Annotated in this window: 17 protein-coding genes and 1 rRNA gene; 1 reads left to right on the top strand and 17 read right to left on the bottom strand. The window is 55.4% G+C overall.

The genetic code is table 11. The features are described 5' to 3' along the window. Nucleotides 1-78: 78 nt before the first annotated feature. From argH to argC, 7 genes are read right to left on the bottom strand one after another with little or no spacing between them, the layout of a single operon-like run. Nucleotides 79-1,497: an argininosuccinate lyase gene (gene argH, locus BLW59_RS07960; protein WP_074697364.1), complete on the bottom strand. Its 1,419-nt coding sequence runs from the start codon at nt 1,495-1,497 to the stop codon at nt 79-81. Then, on the bottom strand, nt 1,494-2,711 hold the full coding sequence (locus BLW59_RS07955; RefSeq protein WP_074697363.1) for an argininosuccinate synthase: 1,218 nt from the start codon (nt 2,709-2,711) through the stop codon (nt 1,494-1,496). The genes argH and BLW59_RS07955 overlap by 4 nt, the downstream gene beginning before the upstream one ends. A gap of 53 nt (nt 2,712-2,764) precedes the next feature. After that, entirely contained in the window at nt 2,765-3,697 is a 933-nt protein-coding gene (argF, locus tag BLW59_RS07950; RefSeq protein ID WP_074697362.1) for an ornithine carbamoyltransferase, read from the bottom strand. A 14-nt stretch (nt 3,698-3,711) separates the two neighbouring features. Beyond that, nucleotides 3,712-4,923 (bottom strand): acetylornithine transaminase, encoded by a 1,212-nt coding sequence (locus BLW59_RS07945; RefSeq protein ID WP_074697361.1) that lies wholly within the window; start codon nt 4,921-4,923, stop codon nt 3,712-3,714. Nucleotides 4,924-4,935: 12 nt separating this feature from the next. After that, nucleotides 4,936-5,823: an acetylglutamate kinase gene (gene argB, locus BLW59_RS07940; RefSeq protein ID WP_029543094.1), complete on the bottom strand. Its 888-nt coding sequence runs from the start codon at nt 5,821-5,823 to the stop codon at nt 4,936-4,938. A 14-nt stretch (nt 5,824-5,837) separates the two neighbouring features. Continuing rightward, a complete protein-coding gene (argJ, locus tag BLW59_RS07935; protein WP_074697413.1) occupies nt 5,838-7,049 on the bottom strand; it encodes a bifunctional glutamate N-acetyltransferase/amino-acid acetyltransferase ArgJ in 1,212 nt (403 codons plus the stop codon). Nucleotides 7,050-7,082: 33 nt separating this feature from the next. After that, on the bottom strand, nt 7,083-8,117 hold the full coding sequence (argC, locus tag BLW59_RS07930; protein WP_074697360.1) for an N-acetyl-gamma-glutamyl-phosphate reductase: 1,035 nt from the start codon (nt 8,115-8,117) through the stop codon (nt 7,083-7,085). Nucleotides 8,118-8,330: 213 nt separating this feature from the next. Here argC and BLW59_RS07925 point away from each other — a divergent pair, with 213 nt between their 5' ends. Further along, nucleotides 8,331-9,185 carry a transglycosylase domain-containing protein gene (locus BLW59_RS07925; protein ID WP_074697359.1) on the top strand — a complete coding sequence of 285 codons (855 nt, stop codon included), beginning with the start codon at nt 8,331-8,333 and terminating at the stop codon, nt 9,183-9,185. Between the two features lie 61 nt (nt 9,186-9,246). Here the strand turns inward: BLW59_RS07925 and BLW59_RS07920 are convergent, their stop codons facing one another. The 10 genes from BLW59_RS07920 to BLW59_RS07880 form a co-directional block, all read right to left on the bottom strand. After that, nucleotides 9,247-9,816, bottom strand: a complete 570-nt coding sequence (locus tag BLW59_RS07920) for a coenzyme F(420) biosynthesis enzyme (RefSeq protein WP_074697358.1) — start codon at nt 9,814-9,816, stop codon at nt 9,247-9,249. Between the two features lie 102 nt (nt 9,817-9,918). Beyond that, complete coding sequence (sdaAA, locus tag BLW59_RS07915; RefSeq protein ID WP_074697357.1) at nt 9,919-10,806, bottom strand: L-serine ammonia-lyase, iron-sulfur-dependent, subunit alpha; 888 nt, start codon at nt 10,804-10,806, stop codon at nt 9,919-9,921. Nucleotides 10,807-10,819: 13 nt separating this feature from the next. Further along, a complete protein-coding gene (gene sdaAB, locus BLW59_RS07910; protein ID WP_074697356.1) occupies nt 10,820-11,482 on the bottom strand; it encodes an L-serine ammonia-lyase, iron-sulfur-dependent subunit beta in 663 nt (220 codons plus the stop codon). Nucleotides 11,483-11,554: 72 nt separating this feature from the next. After that, nucleotides 11,555-12,442 carry a 4-hydroxy-tetrahydrodipicolinate synthase gene (gene dapA, locus BLW59_RS07905; RefSeq protein ID WP_074697355.1) on the bottom strand — a complete coding sequence of 296 codons (888 nt, stop codon included), beginning with the start codon at nt 12,440-12,442 and terminating at the stop codon, nt 11,555-11,557. 126 nt (nt 12,443-12,568) lie between these two features. After that, a complete protein-coding gene (locus BLW59_RS07900) occupies nt 12,569-15,484 on the bottom strand; it encodes an insulinase family protein (RefSeq protein ID WP_074697354.1) in 2,916 nt (971 codons plus the stop codon). 152 nt (nt 15,485-15,636) lie between these two features. Next, a complete protein-coding gene (nifJ, locus tag BLW59_RS07895; protein WP_074697353.1) occupies nt 15,637-19,167 on the bottom strand; it encodes a pyruvate:ferredoxin (flavodoxin) oxidoreductase in 3,531 nt (1,176 codons plus the stop codon). Between the two features lie 228 nt (nt 19,168-19,395). After that, nucleotides 19,396-20,790, bottom strand: a complete 1,395-nt coding sequence (locus BLW59_RS07890) for an amino acid permease (RefSeq protein ID WP_029543078.1) — start codon at nt 20,788-20,790, stop codon at nt 19,396-19,398. Nucleotides 20,791-20,841: 51 nt separating this feature from the next. Further along, nucleotides 20,842-22,416 carry a hypothetical protein gene (locus tag BLW59_RS07885; RefSeq protein WP_074697352.1) on the bottom strand — a complete coding sequence of 525 codons (1,575 nt, stop codon included), beginning with the start codon at nt 22,414-22,416 and terminating at the stop codon, nt 20,842-20,844. Nucleotides 22,417-22,424: 8 nt separating this feature from the next. Then, the gene (locus BLW59_RS17720) at nt 22,425-22,580 is read right to left on the bottom strand and encodes a hypothetical protein (RefSeq protein ID WP_175463386.1); all 156 of its coding nucleotides are present in this window, start codon (nt 22,578-22,580) and stop codon (nt 22,425-22,427) included. A gap of 263 nt (nt 22,581-22,843) precedes the next feature. Continuing rightward, nucleotides 22,844-23,233 (bottom strand): 23S ribosomal RNA (locus BLW59_RS07880); the annotation flags it as partial.

The following is a 23,233-nucleotide window of genomic DNA, read 5'->3' as shown; positions in this document are numbered from 1 at the left end:
TCTTTCTCCATGGGCAGACAAAAAGACACAGCCATCATGCCTTGCACCAATGGCTGTGTCTTGCTTTGCGTTATTGACTTAAATCTGCTTCTGCGCCAGTTCTTCCTGCAGCTTGTTCTCTGCCGCCAGCAGTTCCTCTGCCGCCGCCAGCTGCCTTGCTGCCTGTGCGTAGGAAGTCCCACCCAGGGAATTTCTGTTTGCCACACAGGTCTCGGGGCTGATGGCCTCGTAGATATCTTCCTCGAAGAGTTCAGAGAGCTTCTTGTACTCCTCCAGGCTCATATCCTGCAGGTAGCAGCCCTTTTCCAGGCAGGTGTGGACAGCGGTGCCGGAGACAGCATGAGCCTGGCGGAAGGGCATGCCCTTCTTCACCAGATAATCAGCCAGGTCCGTGGCATTGGAAAAGTCCTCTGCCACAGCTCTGCGCATGACCTCTTTCTTCACCTTCATGCCACGGATCAGCTGGGCATAGACACCCAGGCTGAACTTCACCGTGTCGATGGCATCGAAGATGCCCTCCTTGTCCTCCTGCAAATCCTTGTTATAGGCCAGAGGCAGGCCCTTGACCGTGGCCAGCATGGCCATGAGATGGCCTACCACCCTGCCGGTCTTGCCTCTCACCAGCTCGGACACATCGGGATTCTTCTTCTGGGGCATCATGGAAGAGCCCGTGCAATGGGCATCATCCAGCTCCACAAAGGAGAACTCCCGGCTGCACCAGAGAATGGTCTCCTCGGACAGGCGGGACAGGTGCACCATGAGTATGGAGGCAGCAGACAGGAATTCCATGATGTAGTCGCGGTCGCTGACTGCATCCAGGCTGTTGCCGTAAATCTGCTGGAAGTTCAGCTGCCTGGCCACCAGTTCCCTGTCAATGGGGAAGGTGGTGCCAGCCAAAGCGCCTGCTCCCAAAGGCATGATGTCCGCCCTCTGGTAGACGCCCTCAAAGCGGGCGAAATCACGGGAGAGCATGCCGAAGTAGGCCAGCAGATGATGGGCAAAGAGGATGGGCTGTGCCCGCTGCAGGTGGGTGTAGCCGGGCATGATCACATCCTGATTGGCCTTGGCTGTCTCCACCAGGGCGGCCTGCAGATTGAGGATCTCCCTCAGCACGGCTACGGTCTCACGGCGGACATACATGTGAGTGTCCAAAGCCACCTGGTCATTGCGGCTGCGGGCGGTATGGAGCCGCCCCCCTGCCTCGCCGATGGCTTCCGTCAGCCGCTTTTCGATATTCATGTGGATATCCTCAAGGTCCACGGAGAAGTCAAACTCCCCCGCCTCAATCTGCCCCTCGATGTCCTTCAGCCCCGCCAGGATTGCCCCGCAGTCATCCTCGGAGATGATCCCGCATTTGGAAAGCATGATGGCGTGGGCAATGGACCCTGCAATATCCTCATGATACATGCGCTTGTCAAAGTTTATGGACGCCTGGAACTCATTGACCATTTCATCAACGGTCTTGGTGAAGCGTCCTCCCCACATGGCCTCACTCATTTCTCATTCTTCTCCTGCATGAGGGCACGGACCTTCAGGGGCAGGCCAAAGAGGTTAATGAAGCCCGTAGCATCAGCCTGGTCGTACACATCATCATGCTCGAAGGTGACAAACTCCTGGCTGTAGAGGGAATAGGGAGAAGTGGAGCCAGCGGAGATGATGTTGCCCTTGTAGAGCTTCAGGGTCACGGTGCCGGTGACAGTCTGCTGGGTGCTCTCCACGAAGGCAGCCAGGGCCTCACGCAGCTGGCAGAACCACATGCCGTCATAGACCAGCTCGCCGTAGCGGATAGCCAGGCCTTCTTTGTAATGATAGGTGGCACGGTCAAGGCAAAGGTACTCCAGCTCGCGATGTGCATAGTAGAGCAGGGCTCCGCCGGGATTCTCATAGACGCCGCGGGACTTCATGCCCACCAGGCGGTTCTCGCAGATATCCACGATGCCCACGCCGTTGCGGGCGCCGATCTCGTTGAGCTTGGTGAGGAGCTCCACAGCACCCAGCTTCTCGCCGTTGACAGCCACAGGCCTGCCCTTCTCGAAGCAGATCTTCACATACTCGGGCTTGTCCGGGGCATCCTCGGGAGCCTTGGAAATCAGGAACATGCTGTTCTTGGGCTCGTTGGCAGGATCCTCCAGGTCAGAACCCTCATGGGAGAGATGCCAGATATTGCGGTCCATGCTGTAGGTCTTGTTTTCCGTAGCCACGGGGATATCATGCTTCTTGGCATACTCGATCTCAGCGCTGCGTGAATCAAGATCCCATTCACGCCAGGGAGCGATGATGGTGAGGTTGGGAGCCAGAGCCTTGACGGTCAGCTCGAAACGCACCTGGTCGTTGCCCTTGCCAGTAGCGCCATGAGCGATGGCATCCGCACCTTCCTTCTTGGCCACATCCACAAGCCACTTGGCAATCAGGGGACGGGCGAAGGAGGTGCCAAGCAGGTACTTGCCCTCATAGACAGCCCCGGCCTGCAGGGTGGGCCAGACGTAATCAGTCAGGAACTCCTCGGTGAGGTCTTCCACATAGACCTTGGAAGCGCCGGACTTCAGGGCCTTGTCATGGACCACATCCAGCTCATCACCCTGTCCGATATCGCAGCAGCAGGCGATGACTTCGCAGCCGTCATAGTTCTCCTTGAGCCAGGGAATGATGACGGAAGTGTCCAGTCCTCCGGAATATGCCAGAACAACTTTGCTAACCTTTGCTTTTGCCATAGTAAGCATCTCCTTTTATCATGATGTCTATGTAAATCTTAGTGAAACCTGATTCAGCTGCCCATCAAGAGCGCCATGATGGCCTTCTGGGTATGGAGGCGGTTCTCTGCCTCGTCAAAGATGACATCTGCATTGGCCTCCAGCACTTCCTCGGTGATTTCCTCACCGCGATAAGCAGGCAGGCAGTGCATGACGATGGCCCGCTTGTCAGCGTGAGCCATGAGCTCTTTGTTCACCTGATAGGGAGCGAAGATCTTCTTGCGCTCATCATGCTCCTCCTCCTGCCCCATGCTGGCCCAGGTGTCGGTCACCACGATGTCGGCACCCTTGACAGCTTCTACAGGATCAGTCACCAGGCTGATGGAAGCCCCCGTGGCCTTGGCATCCTCCATGGCCTGCTTCGTCACCGTCTCATCAGGGCGATAATTCTCAGGCGTAGCCGCCACGAACTCCATGCCCGCCTTGGCACAGCCGTACATGTAGGAATTGGTCATGTTGTTGCCATCACCCACATAGGCCATCTTCAGACCCTTGAGGTTCTTGCCCTTATGCTCCCTGATGGTAAGCAGGTCGGTAAGCACCTGGCAGGGGTGCAGGAGATCCGTCAGCGCGTTGATGACGGGGATATCTGCATACTCTGCCAGCTCCACTACCCGCTCATGGCCATAGGTGCGGATCATGATGCCGTCCAGATAGCGGGACAGCACCCTGGCCGTATCCTTGATGGGCTCGCCGCGCCCCAGCTGCAAGTCGCGGTTGGACAGGAACAGGGCCTGTCCTCCCAGCTGATACATGCCGGTTTCAAAGGAAACCCTGGTGCGGGTGGAGGACTTCTCAAAAATCATGCCCAAAGTCTTGCCAGAGAGCAGCTTATGCTCAATGCCGGCTTTCTGCTTGGCCTTAAGCTCTGCTGCCAGAGCCAGTATCTCCTCCACTTCCCCCACTGTAAGTTCGTGGATAGAGAGCAAATCCCTGCCTTTTAACATAAAAATCCCCCAAATCAGTTGTATTTGGGCAACACTTTCTCAAGTGCCCCGATAACTTCGTCTACATGTTCCTCCGTGATGATCAAAGGAGGAATAAAGCGCAGCACCTTGCCTACGGTGCAGTTGATGATAACGCCTTCGGCCAGGCAGTCGTTCACGATATCCCTGCCGATATTATCCTTGGAGAGCTCCGCCCCCAGGATCAGCCCCTCGCCCCTCACTTCTTTGATAAGGGAGGGGAACTTCTCCTGCAGCTTGACCAGCTGTTGCTTGAAATAGCCGCCCACCTTCTCAATCTGCCCCAGGAACTCCGCCTTGGGCACTGTATCCAGCACCACATTGGCTGCGGCACAGGCCAGAGGATTGCCTCCGAAGGTGGTGCCGTGATCGCCGGGTTTCATGACCTTGGCCACTTCCCCCCGGGCCACAAAGGCACCGATGGGCACGCCGCCAGCCAATCCCTTGGCCAGGGTCACGATATCCGGCTTCACCCCGTACTTGTCATAGGCGAAGAATTTGCCGCTTCTGCCGATACCAGCCTGTATCTCGTCAAAGATCAGCAGGGCCCCGTGCTTGTCGCAAAGCTCCCGCACCTTCTGCAGGTAGCCGGGATTCGGAGGATAGACACCGCCCTCACCCTGAATGGTCTCCAGCATGACGGCGCAGGTCTTGTCACTCATCATGCTCTCAAGCTCAGCTATATCGTTGTAATGCACATAGTCAAAGCCCTCCGGCAGAGGCCCTACCCCCTCCTGATAGTGGGGCTGGCCTGTAGCTGTAAGGGTAGCCAGGGTCCTGCCATGGAAGCTCATCCAGGCTGTGATAATCTGGCTCTTCTCAGGGTCCTTGGCATGGGCGAATTTCCTGGCCAGCTTGATGGCCCCTTCGTTGGCCTCAGCACCGGAGTTGCCAAAGAACACCTTGGCGTCCTCAAGGCCGCTGAGCCTGGCCAGCTTGTCTGCCGCATCCGCCTGGGGCTGGGTGTAGTAAAGGTTGGAGCAGTGCAGCATCTTGCCAGCCTGCTCTGACACTGCCTTTACCAGCGCCGGGTGATTATGTCCCAGCACATTGACTGCAATGCCCCCCAGGAAATCCAGGTATTTCTTGCCGTTATGGTCCCAGACATAAGCGCCTTCGCCGTGGTCCAGCACTATTTCATAGCGGTTGAACACCGGCAGGTAACCTGCCTTGTCCTTGGCCATTATCTCTTGATCAGTTTCCCGCATAATCTGCTCCTCTCAGCGTACCACCTGGGTACCAATACCCTTGGCAGTGAACATTTCCAGAATGGGAGAATGTCCCAGACGCCCGTCGATGATATGGGTCTTGCCAGTGCCCATGGAGAGGGACTTAAGGCAGGCTTCCACCTTCGGGATCATGCCCCCGGCAATAATGCCCTCCCTTATATATGCCTTGGCTTCTTCCATATGCAGGGTGGAGATGAAGGAGGACTTGTCGTTGAAGTCCTTGTAAATCCCTTCCACATCTGTCAGCAGCAGCAATTTCTCCGCCTGCAGGGCTCCTGCCATCTCCGCCGCCACATAGTCGGCGTTGATATTGTAGCTCTCGCCGTTCTCGCCCACACCGATGGGGGCCACCACAGGCACATAACCGCGGTCCAGGAGGTCTTCGATAATGCCAGTCTGGATTTCTTCAACCTCGCCCACATAGCCGATATCTACCTGCTTTTCTGCCTCGCCCTCGTAGACGGTGGCCATTTTCTTCCTGGCTTTGATAAGGCCCGCGTCCTTGCCGGACAGGCCCACAGCCTTGACTCCCCGGCGGTTCAGCAGGTTCACGATCTCGGAGTTGATCTTGCCGTCCAGCACCATTTCCGCGATTTCCACGGTTTCCTCATCGGTGACCCGGAGGCCTGCCACAAAGGAGCTTTCCTTGCCCACCTTCTTGAGGAAGCCCGTGATTTCCGGGCCGCCCCCGTGGACAATCACCGGACGGATGCCCACGTATTTCATCAGGGCAATGTCCTGCATGACCTTTTCCTTCAGCTCCTCGCTGACCATGGCATTGCCGCCGTACTTGATGACGATGGTCTTGCCATAAAATTCCTGTATATAGGGCAGGGCCTCCACCAGGACCCCTGCCTTATCCTCTGCAGAAAAATCCATGGTTCCAGCCTCCCTCAGGTGTGATACTCGCCGTTGATCTTCACATACTCATAGGAGAAATCGCAGGTCCAGACCGTAGCCTCAGCCTCGCCCAGGCCCATGTCAATGTCGATGAAGATATCCTTCTGGCTCATGACCTGCTTCAGGGCCTCCTCGTCATGCTCCGCACCCACGCCGTAAGCATAGACAGGAATGCCGCCGAACTTCACCACGGTCTTCTCAGGCACCATCTCAACTCCGGCATAGCCCACAGCGCAGATGACCCGGCCCCAGTTGGGGTCTTCCCCGAAGAAAGCCGTCTTCACCAGAGGGCTCTTGGCCACGCTCATGGCAATGGTCTTGCCGTCAGCAAAGTTCTTGACACCGGAAACGTGCACCGTCAGGAACTTGGTAGCACCCTCACCGTCAGCGGCAATGCGCTGGGCCAGGCCCTGGCAGAGCTCCTGCAAGGTAGCCTTGAACTTCTCGTAGTCGGCACCCTCAACCTTGATCTCTTCGTTGCCTGCCTCACCATTGGCCAGCACAATCACCATGTCATTGGTGCTCATGTCGCCGTCAATGGAAATCATATTGAAGGAAACCTCGGTGATTTCCGACAGGGCTTTCTGCAAAAGTTTCGAGTCGATAGCCGCATCCGTGGTGATGAAGCAGAGCATGGTAGCCATGTTGGGCTGGATCATGCCGGAGCCCTTGGCGATGGCGCCGAAGCGCACCTTCTTGCCCCCCAGCTCAATCTCAGCAGCACAGGACTTGGAATAAGTGTCCGTGGTGATGATGGCCTTGCCTGCAGTCTCGCTGCCATGCTCGGAAAGCTCGCTGACAGCCTGCTTGATGCCGGCTTCCATCTTCTCCATGGGCAAATTCACACCGATGATGCCCGTAGATGCTACCACCACATCCAAAGGCTCGCAGCCCAGCGCCTCAGCGGTGATAGACTGCATGGCAGCGGCATCCTTCGTGCCCTGCTCGCCGGTGCAGGCATTGGCGCAGCCTGCATTGGCGGTGATGGCATGTGCCTTGCCCGTAGCCACTACCTTCTTAGAAGCGAAAACCGGCGCTGCTGCCACCGCATTCTGGGTGAAGACACCGGCCACGCTGGCCTCCTTCTCCGTATAGATGACAGCCACATCAAGGTTGCCGCTCTTCTTGACGCCGGCCTTGACACCAGCGGCCTTGAACCCCTGAGGATAAGTGACACCGGCCTTGCACATTGCTTCGCTGAACATATCTGACATATCTTGAACCTCCATAATTATCTATCAAGGATACATGGGCACCATATCCAGGCCCGTCTTCTCATCAAAACCGCAGGCGATATTGAAATTCTGCACTGCCTGCCCTGCGGCTCCCTTCACCAGATTGTCAATGGCAGACATGACGATTACCCGCTTCGTGCGCTCGTCTACATGCCAGCCCAAGTCGCAGTAGTTGGAACCGCGCACCTCCTTGGTGGAAGGATAGGCCCCCAAGCCCCGCAGCCTGATGAAGTGTTCCTCACCGTAAAGCTTATCGAAAGCCTCATTGACCATTTCAGTCGTAACACCGGGCTTCAGGGTTGCATAGCAAGTGGAAAGAATGCCCCTGGACATAGGAACCAGATGCGGCGTGAAGTTTATGATAGTCTCCTCACCGGAAAGATCCGTCATGGCCTGCTCGATTTCCGGCGTATGCCTGTGCTTGCAGGCATTGTAAGCCCGGAAATTATCGTAAAGCTCCGGGAAGTGGTTGGGCACCTTGGCCCCACGGCCTGCCCCGGAGACGCCGGACTTGGCATCCACGATGATGGTGTTCACCTCAATCAGGTGTTCCTTGGCCAGTGGTGCCAAAGCCAGGATGCTGGCAGTGGTGAAGCAGCCCGCATTGCCGATGATCTTGGCATCCCTGATCTTGTCCCGGTAAAGTTCCGCCAGGCCGTAGACCCTGGGCGCATCTTTATGAGTATGGGGCACATGATACCAGGCTTCATAGACCTCTGTATCATCGAACCTGTAGTCTGCCCCCAGGTCGATAATCCTTACTGGCAGGTTTTCCAGCTCCTGCCCCACCTTCATGGCATGGCCATGGGGAAGGCCTATAAAGACGAAATCGCTGTCCCTGCCGATGGACTCAATCTCCTTCATGCTCTCAAGCTGCATATTATACAGTCCTGAAAGATGCGGATAAAGGCTGTCAATCTTCTCTCCCGTGTGGCTTTCAGAAGTGATGTGCACCACCTGAGCCTCAGGGTGGCTGTAGAGCAGTCGCAAGAGCTCTGCCCCTGCATAGCCCGTGGCCCCCAATACGCTTACCTTCATAAACTCTCCCCCTGACCTGTACACCTTGAAAGGACTTGCGGTATTGCCGCTACCTCTCTCAAGTGTACCCTGTAAACTTATAAGCATAATTATACAACCATAATGTATATTTTTGCAATAGTCCCCTGAGAATTTTTTTCTTTCTGCGAAAATTCTCCTCTAAAATGAACAGATTGGAGTATAATAGGAGAGAATCTTCCTAAGGAGGGGACTATGAAAAAAACAACCAAACGCAAGGGAACCGGGAAAAAAGTCATCAGGCGGCGCGTGAAGCCCCTGCGCTTCCTGGCCCTGCTTGCCATCCTATTTTTTATCGCCTTTGCCTTTTCCGGCGGGCTGATGGTTTTCTCTCCCCGCACCTGGCAGGGCGTAGGTGATTTCCTGCCGAAGCTGGAAAAGCGCCTGCCCGCCATTGCCTCAGATACTGCCGAGGAACTGAGCGGCAGCGACAGGCTCTCCCGCTTCTTCTTCCTGCACCGGGCAGTGGAGGCCAGGCTGGACAAGGAAAACTACGTGCGCCTGAAAGATGTGCCGGAAAATATGCAGCACGCCATCCTGGCGGTAGAAGACCGCCGCTTCTACACCCACTACGGGGTGGACTTTGAAAGCGTGGCCCGGGCCTCCCTGGTAAATCTGCAGTACGGAGAAATCCAGGAAGGTGCCAGCACCATCACCCAGCAGCTGGTGAAAAACCTCTTCCTTTCCCATGAGCAGACCTTCGGCCGCAAGGGCGAAGAACTGCTGCTGGCCCTTGATATGGAAGCCAGCTATGAAAAAGACGAAATCCTGGAACTCTACCTCAACACCATCTACTACGGCTCCAACTTCTATGGCATCCAGGCCGCCAGCCTGGGCTATTTCGACAAGCAGCCCAGAGAGCTGAATCTCTCAGAAGCAGCCATGCTGGCAGGCCTGCCCAACGCTCCCTCCCTTTACTCCCCCTACGTGGATTTCAAGATGGCCAAGAAGCGGCAGATCGTAGTGCTGGACGCCATGGTGCGCAACGGCTTCATAGATGAAAAGACCGCAGAAGATGCCAAGATAAAGCCCCTTTACTTTGCCCGCTGAACTGCAGGCTCCATAAATGCACAAAAGAGACAGCGCCCTGATGACGCTGTCTCTCTTGCATTTAATATTTTCCCTTGAGTTCTTTCTTGAGCTGCTTCTCTACAGCACGGTCAAAGTGCTTGTAGAACTGCTCACAGAAATTGGCATAGGTTTTCTCAGTATCGCCTTCATTTTTGTTGGCACGGATTTCATAGCTGTAAAGGAGCTCATTGGTGCCAACCTTGAACACATCAAAAAAGAAGCTGGTGCGGCTGTTGTTGGCCACAGTCAAAATAACATAGGCATCAGCCAGATCGCCAAGGCTCTCCTTGAAAATCTTGCCAGCCTGACGGCGCTCCAGGACCCTGACATCCACCCCCTTGGTTGCCCTGATGTTATCTGCCACCGTGTCATAGGACACCACATGATTGCGGGTCACACGGCTGGCATCATAGACGATCTTGGTGAGCATATCCTTACTGGGCGCATTGGCAGCAACAGGCTGATAAAGCGGAGCTCCCACGGCAATGCGATGGATCGAGGTAATATCTGCTCCCTCAATAAGGGTTTCCTTCTCTGCATTTGCAAACGCTACCTGAGTGCTAAGCACTACCATGCAAGCGATGACCAGCATTTGGATAATTTTTCTCATGAATTGCTTCCTCCTGCGTATATAGATTTCCTGCTTGCGCCGGTGTCTTGCCCCCGGCTAGCACTATCTATTATTTTACTACACTTCCCCAAATACCGCCAGTTATTTTTCTTGACCGTAAAGGCTCCGCTCAATCCTCCTGGCTGTAGGCGTGACCGCCAATCCCCCCTGGCTTGTTTCCCTCAGGGATTTGGGCAGGGCCCGCCCAATCTTATCCATGGCCTCGATGACCTCATCCACGGGAATGACAGACTTGATGCCGGCAAGAGCCATATCTGCCGCCAGCATGGCCTCGATCACCGCAAAGCCGTTGCGTTTCACGCAGGGCACCTCTACCAGGCCGGCTACGGGATCGCAGACCAGTCCCAGGAGATTCTTGATAGACAAGGCCACCGCCTCCCCCACTTCCTCCGGACTGCCTCCGGCAATTTCCACCAGAGCGCCTGCTGCCATAGCTGCCGCCGTACCGCACTCAGCCTGGCAGCCCCCGGAAGCTCCGGCAATGGAGGCATTCTGATCTATGACCATGCCTATGCCTGCCGCAGTGAAAAGCGACAGCACCAGCTTTTCCTCAGAAGCTCCCCTTTCTCTGGCTGCATAAAGGGCTGCAGGCACTATGCCGCAGGAACCCGCCGTGGGGCAGGCCACAATGCGGCCCATCACTGCATTGACCTCATTTACGCCTATGGCAGCAGCAGCAGCCTTCAGAGCTGCCCGCCCCAGGTAAGGAACCCGCACCTTTCCCTCACTGTAGAGAGAAAGGCGCCGGGCGTCGCCGCCTGTAAGACCGCTGAGGGATTTTTCCGTATTGCTGATGCCCCGTTCAATGGATTCCTGCATCACCGCCCAGCTGGCAGCCATTTCCTTGATGATGTTTTCCCTGCTGCGCAGGCTGGTGTGCATCTCCCGGGCAATGACTATCTCATGCATGGGCATGGACTTGTCTGTGGCCATGGCTATAAGCTCAGCCAGATTGTTGAAATTTATCATCTTTCTCTCCTGCTCACACGGCGGGCACTGCCCTGGCCATTTCCACATCCGGCACCTGGCCGCATTCCTCTACTACATCCACTGCCGGTTCGTCATCCAGTTCCATGATCATCATGGCAGTCTCCCCCCGGCTCTGGCGTGACACCCTCATAAAGGCTATATTCATCTCATAGCGGGCCAATATCTGTGTCACCTTGGTAATTATGCCGGGACGGTCGTGGTGAATGGTCAGAAGCGCCGGATACTGGCCGCTCAGCTCCACCTCATAGCCATCAATATTGGTGACCAGTATATTGCCGCCCCCTACAGAGGCACCCCTGACCCTGGCCACCCGCCCAGTCTCACCTACAAGATAGATGACTGCCGTATTAGGGTGGGCATCCTGAAGCTCCACCTGCTTGAAATCGTAAGAAAGGCCATTCCTGCCTGCCAGTTCCAACGCCTCGCGCAGGCGCATATCATCAGGCTCCATGCCCATGATGCCGGCAATGAGCGCCTTGTCCGTGCCGTGTCCCTTATAGGTCTGGGCAAAGGAGCCATGCAGGTTTATCTCCGCCCTCACGGCCCTTTCGCCCAGGATCTTCCGCGCCATGAGCCCCAGCCTGGCAGCCCCTGCCGTATGGGAGCTGGAGGGGCCTATCATCACCGGCCCCACAATATCAAACACACCATGCATAATCTTTCACCTCATGCAGAAAAGAGGAGGCTGACAAACAGCCTCCTCCTTCTCTTGCCAACTAAAACAAAATTACTTGATCAGCCCATGGTTTCTCAAAGCCTTTTCCAGCTGTGCCTCATGGGCAGGCTCCATCTCGCAGAGGGGCATCCTCAGCGGGCCGGCATTCCAGCCCATCTTGCGCATAGCCACCTTCACGGGAATGGGGTTCACCTCACAGAAGAGTGCATCGATAAGGTCAGTGTACTCAATCTGCAGTTTCATGGATTCCTCCACCCTGCCGTCAAAGTAAAGCTGGCACATATCATGGGTGACCTTGGGTGCCACATTGGACAGCACGGAGATAACTCCCTGGCCGCCCAAAGAGAGAATGGGCACAATCTGGTCATCGTTGCCGGAATAGACCACCAGGTCATCCCCGCAGGCTGCCCTGAGGCGCAGGATCTTGGAAAGGTCGCCGTTAGCTTCCTTCACTGCCACGATGTTGGGGTGCTTGGCCAGCTCAGCATAGGTGGAAGTCTGGATAGAAACCCCCGTGCGGGAAGGCACATCGTAAAGGATAATGGGGATATTCACGCTGTCTGCAATCATGGTATAGTGCTGGATCAGCCCCTTCTGGGTGCACTTGTTGTAGTAAGGAGTCACTACCAGCAGGGCATCAGCCCCCACTTCCTCAGCATACTTGGAGAATTCCACCGCTATGCGGGTCTCATTGGAGCCGGTGCCGGCAATCACAGGCACACGTCCCTTGGTATGCTCCACCGCAAACTTGATGGCCTCTTTATGCTCCTCAACGGACATGGTAGCAGACTCGCCAGTGGTGCCGGTGATGACGATGGCGTCCGTATGATTCTCAATCTGGTCGTCGATGATGCGGCCCAGTTCCTCAAAATTAACGCCATCCTCAGTGTAAGGGGTGATGATTGCTACGCCTGCGCCTCTGAAAATCGGTTTCTTCATCAGGAAGCCTCCTTGAATATCCACATTTGCCTTTATTCATTCATGTTTACAATTTTACGCCATAGTGCAGCTTTTGTCTACGCCGTAAACTGCAAACTTTCAGGAAAAACCTGCCCTTACCAACTCTCAGAGCGCCGGTGCCACAGCACCGAAAAGTTTCTTGTTTTCCTTGATTTTCTGCTCCCCGCCGAAGACGCAGAGCACATTCTCCTTCATGCAGGCTCTCACCAGCGGAGCCAATGCCTTGATATCCCCCTGGCGGGTGGTGAGGATTTCCGTGCGCATCTGCTGACGGTCAAGGTAGGAAATGCCCCGCAGATAGCAGTTATCCGCCATCTCCCCCTTCATCTGGGGAGTGAGGGGCGTATCCACGCCACTGATGGTGCCGATGATGGCCTTGGTCATTTCCCTGTCGGAAGCAGCGAAATTTTCAAGGTAATCAGCTGTGCTGTCAAAGACCTCGATAGTCTCCTTGAGGTTCGGGTCGCGATAGGAACCGAAATTCATCATGCCGCTGCGGTTGAAGCTGGTGAAAGCACCGTAGGCACCGCCCTGCACGCGGATCTTGGTCCAGAAGTAATCATAGCGCAGCAGGGTTTCCAGCACCCGCATGGAGCCGGTGTACTTGTAGCCCAGTTTCAGGAAGTTAGCCCCCTTGCCCACATACTGCACCCGGCTGGAGGAGGTAAGCCCCTCATTGCGGCGGGCCAGCTTCCAGCGATAGCGCTGCTTGGGGAAAGTCAGGCGTGAAAGTGACTGGCGCAGGGGGGCAAAGGCAGCTTCAAAGCTCCTGTAATCCGCCTCCGGCACCGTGATACTCACCAAAAGGTCCTTCTGGTTGAAGACCTGGCGCAGCACCTCACCGAAAATCTCCGGGAGCTTGGCAAAATGATTGTCAAAGTCTGCCAGGAAGTCCTTCACAAAATGATAGAAGGGCAGGCCCCCCTGGTCAGCATAAGCCCCCGCAGGGGTGAGATAGGCGGCAATGCGTCCGGACACCACCTGATGGGCAGAGCGCTGCAGGCTCAGCTCCACTTCTGTCTGCACCTGCAGCAGAAGTTCCCTGATGCGCTTGGCATCCGTAAAGACACTGCGGGTAATGATTTCCTGCAGCAGCTGGCAGAGGTGAGGCAGCTTCTTCACCAGGGCCTTGGCCTTGATGCGGAACTTGGGCTGGCAGGAATCCGGCTCACCCTTGCGGGTATAGGACACCACATCATAGCTGATGCCGCCGGTGTGGAGATTCTTGAGATTGGCCAGTTCTGCATAGCTGTGCTCTGCCGTATCCACTTCACCCATAAGCTCTGCCAGCAGGTAGAGATAAGGCAGATGCTCCTGGGACACGCAGCCTGCATCAAAGTAAAGGTTCAGATAGCCAATGCCGTGGGTGTCCACCTTGCTGTGGAGCACCTTCGTCCCCATGAGCTCTTTTTCCACCACAGGCAGCTCATAGGCTTCCTTGCGGATATCTGCCACATCCAGCACGGGAATGGAAGCCAGGGCTTCGGGGCTGTCCTCTGCCTGCTGTCGCTCCTTCAGCGCCTTGCAGGCCTCGATGATTTCCTTTATCTGCTGCTGGGACATCTGCGCTTTCTTCTCAGCCAGCAGCTTTTCCTGGGCAGCTTCCCGCTCGGCTGCCAGGGTCTTGCTGGGGGTCAGGGTCACCATGGTCACATGGTTGTTGTCCAGGAAGAACTTCTGGATAAGCTCCTCAAAATACCTGCCCTCCAGTCCTTCTTTCATGCGGACCAGCAGTTTCTCATAGTAAAGGGCATCCTCAGGCTGCCCATCGTAAAGCCAGGTCTTCATGGCGGCAATGCCGTAAATCAAGCCCTTGGGAGCAGAGCCGAAGTCCGCCTCACGCAGGCGGAATTCCAGCAGGTTGATGGAAGCTTCCAACAGGGTCTTGTCCAGCCCCTCCTCCACCAGCTTCTTCAGTGTATCCATGGTCAGCTGATAGAACTTGTCCGCCCTGTCAGCCTCGGAATTGGCCACCACAATGCTCAGGAAAGGCTGCAGCACGCTTTCCTCGAAGCTGGAATCCACATCACTGCCCAGCTCTGCATCAATCAGGGCTTTCCGCAAAGGAGCAGCCGGTGTCTTCAAGAGGGCATGGTTGAGGATTTCCAATCCCATGATAGTTTCCGTATCCAGGGAATCACCCATGAGCCAATTCAGGGAGAGGAAGGTCTTTTCCTCCGTGCTCTCCTCAGTACCCACAGGATAGGACTCAGTGCGGCGCCTCATCTCCGTGAAGAGTTCCTGCTTCTCAATGACGGAAGGCACGGGAATGCGGTCGTAATGGGACAGATATTCCCTGTCCAGATAGGCCAGCTTCTCTTCTATATCCATATCGCCATAAAGATAAATATAGCTGTTGGAAGGGTGGTAATACTTGCCATGGAACTCGGTGAACATTTCCTGGGTCAGCTCGGGGATATGCTCCGGGTCACCTCCGGATTCCCAGCCGTAGGTGGTATCGGGATAAAGGGAGTTCATGATGCGGCTCTCCAGCAGATCATCAGGAGAGGACAGGGCCCCCTTCATCTCATTGTAAACCACGCCGCTGTAGCGCAGGGGCTCTTCCGGGGACTCTATCTCATAATGCCAGCCCTCCTGCATGAGCACCTGGGGATTTTCCCGCATCTGGGGATAGAAGACCGCATCAAGGTACACGTCCATGAGGTTCTGGAAATCCTTGTCATTACGGCTGGCCACAGGATAGATGGTCTTGTCCGGATAGGTCATGGCATTGAGGAAGGTATTGAGAGAGCCCTTCACCAGTTCCACAAAGGGCTCCTTCAAGGGATACTTACGGGAACCGCAGAGCACGGAGTGCTCCACAATATGGGCCACCCCCGTATCATCCACCGGCGGCGTGCGGAAAGCGATGGAGAAGACCTTGTTGTCATCATCGTTCTCCAGGAAAAACAACCGGGCGCCGCTCTTCTCATGCTCAAAGACATAGGCCTCGGAGCTGACCTCCTTGATGGAAGTTTTCCTCAGCAGCCTGAAGCCGCTGACTACATCATTTATATTCAAAGCAATGACCTCCCTGCAAAATAATTCAGTCGTATTAAATATTATAACATATCCTGCGAAAACTCGAAACCTTCCCGCAAAGACAAAAAGGAGAGACAACCCACGCTGGGTCGTCTCTCCTTAAACTATGCAATTAACTGAAAGCTGCCGTCTTACTTGCCTGCCAGCTTCTTGTAGTTCTCATAGCGGGTCATGGCATCCTTCTGGGTCTTCTCGAAGAGCGCATCTGCTGCCTCCGGGAAGGAACGCTTGAGGTTGATGTAGCGGTTCTCGCCCATGAGGAATTCCTGGAACTTGCCGAAGTCAGGCTCCTTGGAATCCAGGCTGAAGGGGTTCTTCTCGCTGCCAACCAGCTGCGGGTTGTAGCGGAAGTTTGCCCAGTAGCCGCACTCCACAGCCAGCTTTGCTTCCAGCTGGCTGTTGCCCATGCCCTTGCGGATGCCGTGGTTGATGCAGGGAGCATAAGCGATGATGAGGGACGGGCCATGATAAGCCTCTGCCTCGGCAATGGCCTTCAGGACCTGGTTGTGGTCAGCGCCCATGTCAACCTGAGCCACATACACGTAGCCATAGGACATAGCCATCATGCCCAGATCCTTCTTCTTGGTCTTCTTGCCGGAAGCTGCGAACTGAGCGATAGCAGCAGCAGGCGTTGCCTTGGAAGACTGGCCGCCGGTGTTGGAGTAAACCTCAGTATCAAAGACGAAGACATTGACGTCCTCGCCGGATGCCAGCACATGGTCCACACCGCCGTAGCCGATATCGTAAGCCCAGCCGTCGCCGCCGAAGATCCACTGGGAGCGCTTCACGAAGTACTGCTTCTGGTCATAGATCTTGCCCAGCAGTTCGTCACTGCCCTTCTCAGCAGCCAGCAATGCCTCCAGCTTCTCGGCGCGATCGCGGGTGCCCTCGCCCTCATTCAGATGGTCAGCCCAGTCAGTGAGAGCTGCCTGCAGGTCTGCACTGCCCTTGCCTGCCTCGACGGCAGCACGGGCATCTGCCTCCAGAGCCTCACGCACAGCCTTGGTGCCCAGGAACATGCCCAGACCAAACTCTGCATTGTCCTCGAAGAGGGAGTTTGCCCAAGCGGGGCCGTGGCCCTTGGCGTTCTTGGTATAAGGCATAGCCGGTGCGCTGCCGCCCCAGATGGAGGAGCAGCCCGTAGCATTGGCCACCATCATGCGGTCGCCGAAAAGCTGGGTAATGAGCTTGGCGTACGGAGTCTCGCCACAGCCTGCGCAGGCGCCGGAGAACTCCAGGAGCGGCTGCTCAAACTGGGAGCCGATGACCGTTTCCTTCTTCATGGTGATGGTCTTGGGAGCCACCTTCTTGGTGTCCACCGCATAGTCGAAGTACTTCTGCTTTGCCTTGAGCTCGTCATCCAGAGGCTGCATATCCAGAGCCTTCACCGGGCAGACCTGGGCGCAGTTGCCGCAGCCCAGGCAGTCCAGAGTGGACACAGCCATGGTGAAGTTGTATTCCTTCAGAGCCGGAGCCTTGGGGTTCTTGGAGAGAATCCCTTCGGGAGCTGCTGCCTTCTCCTCATCAGTCATGAGCACAGGACGGATAGCAGCGTGGGGGCAGACAAAGGAGCACTGGTTGCAGCTGATGCACTTGTCCACATTCCACACAGGCACCTTGATGGCCGTGCCACGCTTCTCATAAGCAGCGCCGCCCACGGGGAAGGTGCCGTCTGCCATATCGCTGGCAAACTTGGAAACTGCCAGCTTGTCGCCTTCCTGGCGGTTCATGACCCGCTGGATCTCGGTGATGAAAGCAGGCTCATCCCGCTTCACTTCAGCTTCATCCTGTGCCTCAGCCCAGGAAGCAGGCACCTCTACCTTGTGGAGAGCCTCTACGCCCTGATCCACAGCGCCGTTGTTCATATCCACGATGTTCTGGCCCTTCTTGCCATAGGCCTTCACAATGGAGTCCTTCAGCAGGTCAACAGCCTTGTCAATGGGAATGATGTTTGCCAGCTTGAAGAAGCCTGCCTGCATGACCATGTTGAAGCGGCCGCCAAGGCCCAGATCCTGGGCAATCTTCACGGCGTTGACCGTATAGAACTCAATCTCGTTCTTGGCAATATAGCGCTTCATGTAAGCGGGCAGATGCTCGGTGAGCTCCTCATCGCTCCAGACGGTGTTCAGCAGGAACTTGCCGCCTTTGCGGAGGCCTGCCAGCAGGTCGTAGTTATAGACATAGGACTGCTGGGAGCAGGAAATGAAGTCAGCCCTGTTGATGAGATAGGGGCTGGTGATGGGCAGCTTGCCGAAGCGCAGATGGCTCATGGTGATGCCGCCGGACTTCTTGGAGTCATAGGCAAAGTATGCCTGGGCATACATATCCGTGTTGTCGCCAATGATCTTGATGGCCTGCTTGTTGGCGCCTACAGTACCGTCAGAACCAAGGCCCCAGAACTTGCAGGCGGTGGTGCCTTCCGGCGTGAGGTTCACATCGGAGTTCACGGGAGCCAGGCTCTTCTCCGTCACGTCATCCTCGATACCGATGGTGAAGCCGTCAAGAGGCGCATCCTTCTTCAGGTTCTCGAACACGGCGAAAATCTGGTCCGGAGTGGTGTCCTTGCCGCCCAGACCATAACGGCCGCCTACGATGACGGGGTTCAGGTCGGAGCTGTAGAAAGCGCTCTTCACATCAAGATACAGCGGCTCGCCGATGGCGCCCGGCTCCTTGGTGCGGTCAAGCACTGCCACCTTCTTCACGGTCTTGGGCAGGAACTTGAAGAAATGCTCCAGGGAGAAAGGACGATAGAGGTGCACGGACAGGAGGCCTACCTTCTCGCCGTTCTTGTTCAGGTAGTCCACCGTCTCCTGCACAGCCTGGCAGACGGAACCCATGGCGATGATGATGCGGTCTGCATCCTCGGCACCATAGTAATCAAAGAGGTGGTGCTCACGGCCGGTGACCTTGGCCAGCTCTGCCATGCACTCCTCTACCAGAGCCGGGATAGCATCATAGTACTTGTTGACAGCTTCCCTCTCCTGGAAATAGATATCCGGGTTCTGGGCAGTGCCGCGGATCACCGGAGCATCCGGATTGAGAGCCCTCTCGCGGAAAGCCTTCACAGCCTCCCAGTCAAGGATCTTGCTGAGGTCATCGTAGTCAATGAGCTCGATTTTCTGGATCTCATGGGAAGTGCGGAAGCCATCAAAGAAGTTTATGAAAGGCACACGGCCCTTGATAGCTACCAGATGAGCCACAGCTGACATATCCATGACTTCCTGGACGCTGTTCTCGCAAAGCATAGCGCAGCCAGCCTGGCGGGCAGCCATGACATCCTGATGATCACCAAAGATATTCAGGGAGGAAGCAGCAAGGGCACGGGCGCTCACGTGGAACACGCCCGGCAGCAGCTCGCCTGCCACCTTGTAAAGATTCGGAATCATGAGGAGGAAACCCTGGGAAGCCGTATAGGTGGTAGTCAGGGCACCTGCCTGCAAGGAACCATGGACCGCGCCTGCGGCACCAGCCTCGGACTGCATCTCAATCACGCGCACCTTCTGGCCGAACAGGTTCTTCTGTCCCTTGGCAGCCATTTCATCCACGTGCTCAGCCATGGGTGAAGACGGCGTGATAGGATAAATAGCCGCTACATCCGTAAAGGCGTAGGACACGTAGGCGGCAGCTGTATTGCCGTCCATGGTTTTCATTTTTTTGCTCATGTGTTTTGCTCCCCTCTGTGTATGACTTGAAGCCTAACATACGTTTTCGGTGAAAATTACACAATTTCACTTATCCGCTGACATCAATTATACACCCTGCAAAAACCATTGTAAATAAGATAAAACCCGCCTGCACACAGCCAAACGGCCCGTACCATGCGGTTCCGGGCCTTTGCATAAATCATGCTTATCTTGTCATATTCATTTTTTTGCTTTTTCGATGAAAATTCATGCCTGCTTATCCTGCTCTGCTGCTTCACGGCTATGATTGCGGCCATAAAGGAAATACAGAGCCACCCCCAGAGCGCTCCAGATCCAGAACCTCTCCCAGGTCATAGAAGACAGGTTGTACATGATGTAGCCGCAGCTCACGATGGAAAGGGTGCCCACCAGATAAACCGCAGGGCAGCGGAAAGGACGCTTGGTGACAGGATACTTCCTGCGCAGCACCATCACCGCCACGGAAGAAACCAGGAAGGCAAAGAGCGTGCCCACGCTGCACATCTCAGCCACCACATTGATGGGGGTGAAGCCGCTGACGATAGCCACCGCCACCCCCACCACGATGGTGATGCGGTGCGGGGTCTTGAAGCGGGGGTGAACCTGGCAGATGAATTTCGGAATCAGCCCGTCACGGCTCATGGCAAAGAACTCACGGGTCTGGGCATAAATCATCACCAGCAGCACCGTGGTCAGGCCAGCAATAGCTCCCGTGCCCACCAAAGCAGAACCGAAGCGGTAGCCCAGCTCACGCAGCACAAAAGCCACCGGCTCGGCATTATCCAGCTGGGTATAGCTCATATTGCCCGTCATCACCGCCGTGACCCCCACGTAAAGCAAGGTGCAGATAAGCAGGGAACCGATAATGCCCATGGGCATATCCCGGGCAGGATTCTTCGTTTCCTCTGCCGCTGTGGCAATGGAATCAACGCCCAGGTAAGCAAAGAAAATCACAGCTGCTCCTGCAGACACGCCAGCCCACCCAAAGGGCATGAAGGGCTCCCAATTCATAGTATCCACAGATGGCCCGGCCAGGAACAAGAAGATGAAAATAGCCAGCAGCTTCACGCCCACCAGCACCTTATTCACCGTGACGCTGGCATGTATGCCCCGTATCAGCAGCGCTGTCAGGAAAAGAGTAATCAGCACCGCCGGCAGATTCACCAGGCCCCCTTCCGCAGGAACCTTGGTCAGAGCCTCGGGTATGGCAAAGCCCATGGACTTCAGAAGTCCCGTCACATAGGCCGACCAGCCCCCCGCCACAGCGCTGGCACCCACGGAATACTCCAGCACCAGATTCCAGCCCACCAGCCAGGCCCAGAGCTCTCCCACGGAGGTATAGGCATAGGCGTAAGCACTGCCAGCCACGGACACCATGGAGGCAAGCTCTGAGTAAACCAAACTTACAAAACCACAGGTAATGCCAGCCATCAGAAAGGATACCATGAGAGCAGGCCCGGCATACTTGGCCGCCGCCACCCCTGTCAGCACAAAAATCCCCGTCCCCACAATGACGCCTATGCCCAGCATAGTAACGTCCAGGGCTCCCATTTCCCGCCTGAGGCGGGTGCGTTTCACATCAGACTGGTATTCCTCAATGCTCTTGGTGCGAAAGATACCCACCAACATCACTCCTTTATCATATCAGGGCAAGCCTTTCCTTGACTTTCCCCTTTAATCCTGCTTGTTTTCCTGTACCAGCAGGTACAAGCTCAAAACAACTCCATCCTCCGTAAGATAACGGGGGTCAAAGACCCGCACATCAAGCTTTTCCCGAAGCATCCTGCCAAGTGCCTCCGTCTCCTTCTCCTGGGAGCCGAAAAGCATATACAGATCCGGGGTAGCAGTGTAATCATAGCCGTTGATCTTGATGAACATCAGAAGCACTGCCGTCATCAGAGCCGGCATCTTATCCCGGCAGCTTTTCTCATCCCCCAGCACCGACACGGCATCAGCAAAGAGCGCGCGAATCAGCAGACGGGCATAGGCACTGAAGCCTATGCGCCGCACTATTTCCTCCAGGGCCCTTGCTTCGTCCTTGAAACAATCCGCCAGCTTCTCCAGACGCTGCACCTTGGGAGGCATTTCCCTCAAAGACACCACATTGAGCTGGGCGTAATCGGACATCACGTGAAGGATATGCCTCACCGCCGCCGCCTCACGCACAAAGAACTGTTCCAGATTGGCCTGAGGGCTCTGCAGCTTGAAGAGCTCATACTGGCGCAACACAACCTCCTTCATGCGGGAACGCAGCTTGAGGCTGGCAGGCACAGAGGTGATGTAATTGAGCATCAGTATGCCCCTGGTCCTGATATGGCCGAAGAAAACGAAATTCTCTATGCCATTGAGCCCTACCTCGGGCATGGGCAGGTCCATATACTCCTCGGTGAAGATGTCACGGCATTTCACCATGCCCTCCTGCATTTCCACTACTTCAAAGACGGAAAAGCGGGCATGGAGAAGGTCCCGGAGAATATCCTGAGCCGTGGTGCTGAGATTGTCCTTTTCCCGCTCATAATAATGCCGCAGCGGAGTGCGGTCATCCTCCAGCAGATGATAGTCAAACATGAAGTAATCCCAGTAGCTCAGCCAAAAGGCACTGTCTTCCTCGACCTCGCTTTCGTCCTTGATAAAAGGCGGCATTTCATGGGCAGGGCCGCAGAAAATCCGCATGGCCCGCTCTGAGTCCCTGGCGTACTTCTTCTGCTTGAAGTACTTGCCCACATTCTTGAGCACCGCATCCAGTTCTGCGTTGAGCCTCTCCACCTCCACCACCGACTCTTCCGTTTCCGGGTCCAGACGGTGATAGACATCCCCATTCGTATGCCTGGGCGGCATGGAGAATACTTCATCCAAATACAAGGATTCCTCCACATCTTGGATAAAGTAAGAAAAATCCTCCTGCCAACCATTCTCAGCAAGGTAATCATAGAACGTCTGCAACCGCTTCAGCCATTCCCTGACTGACTCTTCCTCCAGCCTGAACTCCTTATGCACCTCATTGTAGCGGTAGAGAAGCTCCTGGTAATCGAAGATGGAAAGCGCTGCAAAAGAATCAAGCTGCTGCTCGTCCAGATAGGTCAGCAGCAGTTCAATCAGGCTCCATTCCTGCCTGAGTTCCGCATCCCCTCTGCCCCGCCAGGCCAGACGACGGAGATACTTGTCCAGCAATGTGCGAGGCAGCAGAGAACCGGCTCTGCCATTCTCTCTGTAAAATTCATTGACTAATGCATATACATTATTACTCATTGACTAAATTACTCCTTGGGCGTGTTGATTAATTCACTCAGCCCATCTTCACGGGTCTTGACTGCCCCTGCTGCGTTGACAAATCCTCGACATAGCACCGCTATGCCTCCGGTTTGCCGCCTTGCAATGGGCAGCCAATCCCCGCAAATCTGTGCCAAGTTCATTTAATCAACACACCCTAGCCATATTTTGCACAACTATACAAGTATACCATAATATATCAGTTAACACAAAAAAAGAGCGCCTAACGGCGCTCTCTCAAACTTTCAAAACTATACAGAAGAAATCAATGTATGAACACTCCAGGCCTCTTGTGCTCTGCGAGTTACGTTTTAGTAGGAACGTAAAATTTGCTTCGCAAATTTTGCATAAGTGACTCGCACAAATCTGTGCGTCACTTGCGCTCCTTCATCTTTGGCTCGCTACTTAAGTTAAGCCCTCGACATATTAGTAGTAGTTAGCTTCATACCTCACGGTACTTCCACACCTACCCTATCAACCTTGTCTTCTTCAAGGTTTCTTACTAGCTTATGCTATGAGATACTTCATCTCGGGACGGGCTTCACGCTTAGATGCTTTCAGCGTTTATCCCTTCCGGACGCAGCTGCCCAGCTGCACACCTGGCGGCATGACTGGTTCACCGGCGGTCCGTCCACTCCGGTCCTCTCGTACTAGGAGCAGTCTCCCTCATGTATCTTGCGCCCGCGATGGATATGGACCGAACTGTCTCACGACGTTCTGAACCCAGCTCACGTACCACTTTAATGGGCGAACAGCCCAACCCTTGGGACCTGCTTCAGCCCCAGGATGTGATGAG

The organism is Selenomonas sp. KH1T6, assembly GCF_900108415.1.
Lineage (GTDB): Bacteria > Bacillota > Negativicutes > Selenomonadales > Selenomonadaceae > Selenomonas_B > Selenomonas_B ruminantium_A.
This window is presented reverse-complemented; position numbering and strand designations above follow the sequence as displayed.

Excerpts from the sequence above, each read along its gene's own strand:
- argH (WP_074697364.1), bottom strand. The coding sequence starts at position 1,497 with ATGAGTGAGGCCATGTGGGGAGGACGCTTCACCAAGACCGTTGATGAA.
- BLW59_RS07955 (WP_074697363.1), bottom strand. The coding sequence starts at position 2,711 with ATGGCAAAAGCAAAGGTTAGCAAAGTTGTTCTGGCATATTCCGGAGGA.
- argF (WP_074697362.1), bottom strand. The coding sequence starts at position 3,697 with ATGTTAAAAGGCAGGGATTTGCTCTCTATCCACGAACTTACAGTGGGG.
- BLW59_RS07945 (WP_074697361.1), bottom strand. The coding sequence starts at position 4,923 with ATGCGGGAAACTGATCAAGAGATAATGGCCAAGGACAAGGCAGGTTAC.
- argB (WP_029543094.1), bottom strand. The coding sequence starts at position 5,823 with ATGGATTTTTCTGCAGAGGATAAGGCAGGGGTCCTGGTGGAGGCCCTG.
- argJ (WP_074697413.1), bottom strand. The coding sequence starts at position 7,049 with ATGTTCAGCGAAGCAATGTGCAAGGCCGGTGTCACTTATCCTCAGGGG.
- argC (WP_074697360.1), bottom strand. The coding sequence starts at position 8,117 with ATGAAGGTAAGCGTATTGGGGGCCACGGGCTATGCAGGGGCAGAGCTC.
- BLW59_RS07925 (WP_074697359.1), top strand. The coding sequence starts at position 8,331 with ATGAAAAAAACAACCAAACGCAAGGGAACCGGGAAAAAAGTCATCAGG.
- BLW59_RS07920 (WP_074697358.1), bottom strand. The coding sequence starts at position 9,816 with ATGAGAAAAATTATCCAAATGCTGGTCATCGCTTGCATGGTAGTGCTT.
- sdaAA (WP_074697357.1), bottom strand. The coding sequence starts at position 10,806 with ATGATAAATTTCAACAATCTGGCTGAGCTTATAGCCATGGCCACAGAC.
- sdaAB (WP_074697356.1), bottom strand. The coding sequence starts at position 11,482 with ATGCATGGTGTGTTTGATATTGTGGGGCCGGTGATGATAGGCCCCTCC.
- dapA (WP_074697355.1), bottom strand. The coding sequence starts at position 12,442 with ATGAAGAAACCGATTTTCAGAGGCGCAGGCGTAGCAATCATCACCCCT.
- nifJ (WP_074697353.1), bottom strand. The coding sequence starts at position 19,167 with ATGAGCAAAAAAATGAAAACCATGGACGGCAATACAGCTGCCGCCTAC.
- BLW59_RS07885 (WP_074697352.1), bottom strand. The coding sequence starts at position 22,416 with ATGAGTAATAATGTATATGCATTAGTCAATGAATTTTACAGAGAGAAT.
- BLW59_RS17720 (WP_175463386.1), bottom strand. The coding sequence starts at position 22,580 with ATGAACTTGGCACAGATTTGCGGGGATTGGCTGCCCATTGCAAGGCGG.